The organism is Marinospirillum sp. (assembly GCF_014859565.1).
This window is the reverse complement of sequence record NZ_JACUUA010000174.1, coordinates 1-6,720: the sequence shown is the minus strand read 5'-3', so window position 1 is coordinate 6,720 and position 6,720 is coordinate 1. Positions and strand designations below refer to the sequence as shown.

4 protein-coding genes and 1 pseudogene are annotated in these 6,720 nt (G+C 48.6%); 4 read left to right on the top strand and 1 reads right to left on the bottom strand.

Annotation, left to right across the window (positions count from 1 at the left end; genetic code table 11):
- The 4 genes and pseudogenes from IBX50_RS15600 to IBX50_RS15585 all read left to right on the top strand — a co-directional run.
- Window positions 1-670: pseudogene (locus tag IBX50_RS15600) on the top strand (site-specific DNA-methyltransferase); the annotation flags it as partial.
- A gap of 552 nt (window positions 671-1,222) precedes the next feature.
- Window positions 1,223-4,012 carry a DEAD/DEAH box helicase family protein gene (locus IBX50_RS15595; RefSeq protein WP_292257220.1) on the top strand — a complete coding sequence of 930 codons (2,790 nt, stop codon included), beginning with the start codon at window positions 1,223-1,225 and terminating at the stop codon, window positions 4,010-4,012.
- Window positions 4,012-5,106 (top strand): AAA family ATPase, encoded by a 1,095-nt coding sequence (locus IBX50_RS15590; protein WP_292257219.1) that lies wholly within the window; start codon window positions 4,012-4,014, stop codon window positions 5,104-5,106. The genes IBX50_RS15595 and IBX50_RS15590 overlap by 1 nt, the downstream gene beginning before the upstream one ends.
- A complete protein-coding gene (locus IBX50_RS15585) occupies window positions 5,103-5,747 on the top strand; it encodes a DUF4276 family protein (RefSeq protein ID WP_292257218.1) in 645 nt (214 codons plus the stop codon). Before IBX50_RS15590 ends, IBX50_RS15585 begins: the two co-directional genes overlap by 4 nt.
- A 170-nt stretch (window positions 5,748-5,917) precedes the next feature.
- On the opposite strand, the gene IBX50_RS15580 is transcribed toward IBX50_RS15585, so the two are convergent.
- The coding region (locus IBX50_RS15580) for a site-specific integrase (RefSeq protein WP_292257217.1) at window positions 5,918-6,720 on the bottom strand (803 nt) is incomplete at its 5' end.

The window sequence follows — 6,720 nt, the reverse complement described above, 5'->3', positions numbered from 1 at the left end:
CCGTCAAAAAGGCCAGCAAACGCTGCTGGACTCGGCAGATAACGCTGCTTTCAACGAAGCTCGTCAAAACTATGTGATGAACTATATGTTGGAGGTTGAGAGCCGTGGTTCCCAGTCATTACTGAATACCCAACAGTTTCTTGATCCAACTCGCTATGAACTGAAAATCCGCTCGGCCAGTGGTGATGAAACCAAGATCGTGCATGTGGATCTGTTGGAAACCTTTAACTACCTGCTGGGTCTTCGGGTTGAACATATCGCTGCTCCGATTCACTTTGATGCTGAGCTGAGTCAGGCAGAGTTTGGTCGCTGGCAAGCGAAGGTCAAGCGTAAAGAAGATGGCCCCTGGTGGTTCCGTACAGTATTTGGCACCAATGCTAACGGACAGAAGGTGCTGGTGGTTTGGCGCAATCTGCCTAGCGTAATCGCCGGTTCTGAAAAGGGTGTGCAGCATGACAATGCTGTGTTGGATGCCGTACTCATCGAGAAACTGGCAATCCGCTTAACTGAGAGCCAGGATGACGAGATTGACCTTCTGTATGTCAACGGAGACCACAATATTGCCATCCCTCGTAATCGAAAGGGAGAGCCGATGGAACAAGCTCGCCTTCAGTTGATTGAAGAGGCTTTCCATCGCCTGATGTTCGCTGGCACTGACAGCGTTCAATAAGGGAGTGTTTTGATGGCTAAGGAAAAAAATAAGACGCTTCCCTTCCGTCACCATTTGGTGCTTCACCAGTGGTTGTTCGGACTCTTTGGTTTCGACTCCCTCAGTGGTCAGTTCCCTGTCGGGGAGCGAGAAGCGCCTACCCTGGAAGCGTTTAGAGATCGCTTTCAGTTGATGGGCGAGGTCACGGGTCGCAATGCAGAAGGCGAACACCAACTGCTACAGCTAATTCGTGAAAATTTAAACGAAGAAACACAGCTGAGCGATGAACAGCTGCTGGAGTATGACCGCCGTATCAAGGCACTGACTGACACTATCAATGATGCCCGTTTGGCGTCAGCTGAAGAGCCGATAGAGTGGAAGTATTTTCAGTACCTGACGCTACTTTTTACTGAAATTTACCTGGATTACCTGTTCACCAAGCCAGAAGAACTGCTGGAAGGTTTGAACCGGCAAATTGAACGCTGGAATGAGCACTGGGTCGTTCAAGAGGGTTTTAACCATAAGCCTTTAGAGCTGCTGAATCCTGATGATGATCTTTGGCCTCAGTTGAACATGGTGGCTTATTGGAGTGCGACAGGTTCAGGTAAGACGCTGATCATGCACGCCAATATCTTGCAGTATCGTTTTTACCTACAGCGTTACGGCAAGGCTGGGGATATAAACAAAATCATCCTGCTGACCCCCAATGAAGGTCTAACTCATCAGCACCTGAAAGATCTTGAGAAATCAGGCATCCGAGCGAGTGAGTTTTCAGCCCGTGGTGGTGATTTGTTTGCTCAGGATGTGATTGTTATCGACATCAATAAGCTGCGTGACAGTGAGAAGAGCAAAACTGTTGCCGTAGACTCTTTTGGCTCGCGCAATTTGCTGTTGGTGGATGAGGGGCACCGAGGCACCGCCAGTGGTGGTGGAAGCTGGTATGAGTATCGGCAGAAGATGTGTGCAGATGGTTTCTCATTCGAGTATTCCGCCACCTTTGCCCAATCAGGTTCTAAACATGAGAACCTGCGTCAAACCTATACTAAAGCCATTCTGTTTGACTACTCCTACCGCCATTTTTACAGCGACGGGTATGGTAAGCAGTCACAGATTCTGAACCTGCAAAAAAATCCCAATGCGGAAGATGAGTTTCGCTATCTAGTCGCGTCCCTTTTGAGCTATTACCAGCAGCTGCGTTTGTATGACGATCAACAAAGGTCACTCATGCCGTTTAATTTGCAGCGGCCTTTGTGGGTCTTTGTCAGCTCTAAGGTGACGGCGACTCTTTCCTCGGGCGAAGCCTCAGATACAGTTAAGGTGCTGCACTTTGTTGACCAGATACTCCATAAGCACCAGCAAACGGTAGCAGCGATTGAATACCTGCTCAACAAAGGAATGGTCAGCCAAGGTGGAACAGATCTACTGCATGGTCGCTTTAACTACCTGAAGGAACTGAATGAAAGCGGTGAGCAGCTGTACCAAGATATTTTGGCCCGTATTTTTCACTCAACCGGTGGGCGTCTACACATAGAAAACATTACCGGTGTTGCAGGCGAGATTGCTCTTAGGGCTGGTTCTTCGGACACCCCTTTTGGTGTGATCAATGTCGGTGACGACAGCAAATTGGTTCAGCTGTGTGATAAACATGGGCTCTATGTTCAGGATGCCAGATTTAGCGAATCCTTGTTTCGGCAAATCAACCATGAGCAGTCGTCAGTCAATCTGCTGCTGGGCTCCAAGAAGTTCACTGAAGGTTGGAGTAGTTGGCGCGTTTCCAACATGACCCTGATGAATGTGGGCAAGAATGAAGGTGCCCAGATCATCCAGCTGTTTGGCAGAGGTGTTCGACTCAAAGGATGGCAAACCACCTTGAAGCGTTCAGCAGAGCTGACGACTGGTTTGCGTTCAGCCAATATTGAGCGTCCTAAGCATATCGGTATCCTGGAAACCCTGAACATCTTTGGTGTGAAGGCGGACTATATTGCTCAGTTCCGTAAGGAGCTGGAAGATGAAGAAATACCAGTCAATGAGGGCTTGGAGGAGTTCGTTTTGCCTCTGAAACCTATGGCTAACCTGCCCGATAACTTGAATGTAATTCGGGTCAAGGAATCAGTTTCAGGTAAGGCAATTGGTGGCTCTGGAAGCGCCTTTTTAGAGCTTGCTGAACAGGTGGTATTGAAAGCACCCTCTGCCCTTAAGCCATCGGAGCGAGACTATTTCTGCAACCCACCAAGAGTTGTTTTAGATTTTTACCCTCAGGTAGGTATGTTCTCGACTGATCAAGCGGGTAAGCGTGAAGCAGGCCGAGACACCTCCACTTTGAATAGCCTGCATATTTCGCTATTCGACACTCGCCAGCTTTATTTTGAGCTACTAGCTTTTAAACGCGATAAGCGCTGGTCGAATTTAACAATTACGCAGGATGTGGTTAAAAGCTTGCTGGCAGAAACAGGCTGGTACACGCTTTACGCACCTGAGGAAGTGATGGCTTTAACCAGCTTAGAGCGCATGACGCTTTGGCAGGATATGGCTATTGCTCTGCTCAGAAAGTATTGTGAAATGTTTTATGGGTTGCGTAGACGCCAGTGGGAGTCTGACAAGCTGGAATACCGCCCAATTACTGAGAACAGCAAATATTTGCCTGGTGTTCGCAAAGAGACCCCTCAGGGAAGCTACCTGGTGACTCTGGACCGGGTGCGCCATGATTCGTTGATTACCCGACTAAACCACCTGAGAGACAAGATCTCTAAAGGCGAAGTGGATCTTTGGAATGGCAAGATAGAGGATGGTCTGGAGTTTTTATGGTGTGAGCGCCATTTCTATCAGCCTTTACTTGCAGCCACACAAGGTCTGGATTTTCAGGTAACCCCAGTTTCTCTTAATAAAGGTGAGAGAGAGCTGGTCAAAGACATTCAGAACGCTTACCAGGCTCAGGTTTTTGATGGCTACGATGTCTACCTGCTGCGGAATCAAACCGGCCAGGGGGCTGTAGGTGTCTTTATCGACGGTGGTTTCTACCCGGACTTTATTCTGTGGCTAGTGAAAGATGGTGTGCAAAAGGTTATTTTCATTGATCCCAAGGGACTGAGGAACCATAAGCCTGAAGACCCTAAAGTCCGTTTCCATGCAACCATCAAAGAAATCGAGAACGATCTCCATCTGCAAAATAAGGCTAACAGCAACATTGAGCTCCACGCCTTCCTGATCTCTGAAACCCATTCTGCATTTCTGACTGGAGCATGGAAGGGCACAGATGGCCAACCGGTGACCAAGGCAATGCTCGAAAACTGGAATATCTTGTTCAGGGAGGAAGACCAGGATCAGTACCTCAGAAAGCTCGTCAATAAGGTGGAGGGTGTGTGATGGCTGACTCAAAGCAATCCATCAGAATTCAGTCGGTCACGATTGAAGGTTTCCGTAGCCTGCAATCTATCCAGCAGCTTGAATTGCCACAACTGGCTGTTTTAATTGGTGCCAATGGTGCTGGCAAATCAACGCTGATCCGTTTTTTTGAAATGCTCAGCCGGATGCTTAAGTCACAAAACCTGCAGGAATTTGTGTTGCGTCAAGGTGGTGGTGATGATCAGTTTTTTATGGGTGCCAGGCAAACGCCCTGCATTCATGCTGAAATCTCACTGCAAACAACCGCTGGTTTAAACAGCTACCGGTTTGATCTGACTCATATTTCTGCCGGTGACACCGTAATGGTGTCTAATGAAGCTTACCGTGGCACCAACTGGGTAGAGCTGAAGGAGGTCGGGAAAGAAGCCAGGCTTCCTGAGCAAACCGATGCAACGGCCAAGGCAATTTGTTCGGTACTGCGTAACTGTGCCACTTACCAGTTTCACGATACTTCTCCCAAGGCTGCTATTCGCTTGCGCTGGGACACCAGCGAATCTTTCCGTTTACGTTCTGATGGTGGCAACCTGGCTGCCGTATTGCTGGATCTTTACGAATCAGACTTACCCCGCTACAAAATCATTGTGCGTCAAATCCAGCGTGTTTTGCCAACCTTCAAGGATTTTGTTTTAGAGCCGCTTGCCGGGAAGGTTGAGCTGCGCTGGCAAGGCCTTTACAGCGATAAAGTGTTTGGTGCTCATCTGACATCCGACGGCTCCTTACGTCTATTCTGCTTACTGACATTACTGAACCTGCCGCCGGAACGCCTACCCGATGTGATGTTTTTTGATGAGCCTGAGTTGGGCTTGCACCCCCATGCGATTACTCTGGTCGCTGAAATGCTCAAGCGCCTTTCCAGTAAGCACCAGGTTTTTGTAGCAACCCAGTCGCCTTATATGGTCGATTGCTTTGCTCTGGAAAATATCATTGTTGCTGAAAGTCAGAGGGGCGAAACCAGGCTGCGTAATCTTCCTCGTGAGGACTATCAGGAATGGCTTGATGATGACTACCAGCTTTCCGACATCTGGCTTAAAAACCCTGTCGGGGGTGGAGCATGACGCGAGTTTGCATTGTTTGTGAAGGACAAACTGAAGTTGAGTTCATCAAGACCTGTCTGGCTCCTCACCTTGCTGGTTCTAAAATATGGGCTTACCCCGCATTATTGCAGGCTCCTTCGGGTAATCATCGGGGTGGCCGCGTTACGGTTGAGAGGTTGGTGAAATTCATCTCTCACCAGTACAAAGAGGCTGACCGAATCACTACTCTGGTGGACTTTTACGGCTTTAAGCAGCGCAATGGTCGCAGCCGCACAGAGTTAGAAGCCGACATTCTGAAGGGGGTACAACAAAGCACCCAGGGGTTCGATCCTCGCTTTATTTTGCCTTATGTTCAGATGCATGAGTTTGAGGCTCTGCTGTTCAGCAATGTAGAGGAGTTTCAATGGGTGCTGGATGGCTGGAATGAAAAAGTGTTTTCTCAGCTGCAGAAGGTCAGGAGTGAGTTTGGCAGCCCTGAAGAGATCAACGATAGCCCGGAAACCGCGCCTTCCAAGCGTATTCTTACCATATTTGAAAAAGGTACTTACTCCAAAACAGAACATGGGCCACTGATTGCTGAAGCTATTGGTCTGGATGTGATGCGGGAACACTGTCCGGCCTTTAATGAGTGGGTCAGCAAACTGGAGGAGTGGGGCAATTAAAAGCAAACAAGCAAAAGTCAGAATAAGCGCAGCTTTCATCCGCGAGTTTACACAGTACCTGTTCGACCCTAACCGGGTTGCTGATACAGAATCCTGAACGTCCCCAACGCACCGGTAAAACCCAGGCGGCCAGTAATCTGGCTGCTTGGGTTTAGCTGTGGTGTTACATATCAGAGCTGGCTGGCTTTTTTTAGGATGAAATCAGCCCAATCCTGCATCATCTGACGGCGCTTCTCAAATAGGTCTCCACGACGGTATGCTGCTTCAACTTTGTTTTCTATGGTGTGTGCCAGCGCCATTTCTGCAACATCTCTTGGGTAGCTGGACACCTCTCCAGACCAGTCACGGAAGGTAGAGCGAAAGCCATGGGGAACATATTCGGCTTTTTGGTTACCTTTGCCGTACCCCATGCCTCGCATCAAGGCGAGTAGAGCCATGTTAGATAGAGGTTTGCTTTGTTTCGCACCAGGAAATACATAAGGGTTATCGACAACCCTTGGCCGTGTCTGAAGTATCTGTAGCGCAGGGCTGGATAGCGGAATACGGTGCTCTCTACCTGCCTTCATTCTGCTTTCAGGAATGATCCATATCTTGTTGTCCAGATCAAACTCAGCCCAGGTTGCATTAAGCACTTCTGATGTGCGAGTTGCGGTCAGAATTAGAAGCTGGAGCGCCCGTGATGAAGTGCAGTCATTTGCTTCTAAATCAGACCAGAACTCATGAATTTCTGTGTAGGGCATGGCAGGGTGATGCCTTACTTTTTGGATTTTTGATGGCCTCGGCAATAATTTGTCGAGGTGTCCACGCCATCTTGCTGGGTTCACTGAGTCGCGATAGTTGTGAGCCGCAGCATAATCAAGAATGTTCTCTATTCGCCCCTGTAAACGCTTCGCAGTCTCGTTCTTGGTTGTCCAGATGGGTTGTAAAACTGAAATCACATCCTGGGTAGAGATTTCATCAACCTTCATTTTAC

Coding starts and splice junctions, on each gene's coding strand:
- IBX50_RS15590 (WP_292257219.1), top strand. CDS start 4,012: ATGGCTGACTCAAAGCAATCCATCAGAATTCAGTCGGTCACGATTGAA.
- IBX50_RS15595 (WP_292257220.1), top strand. CDS start 1,223: ATGGTGGCTTATTGGAGTGCGACAGGTTCAGGTAAGACGCTGATCATG.
- IBX50_RS15585 (WP_292257218.1), top strand. CDS start 5,103: ATGACGCGAGTTTGCATTGTTTGTGAAGGACAAACTGAAGTTGAGTTC.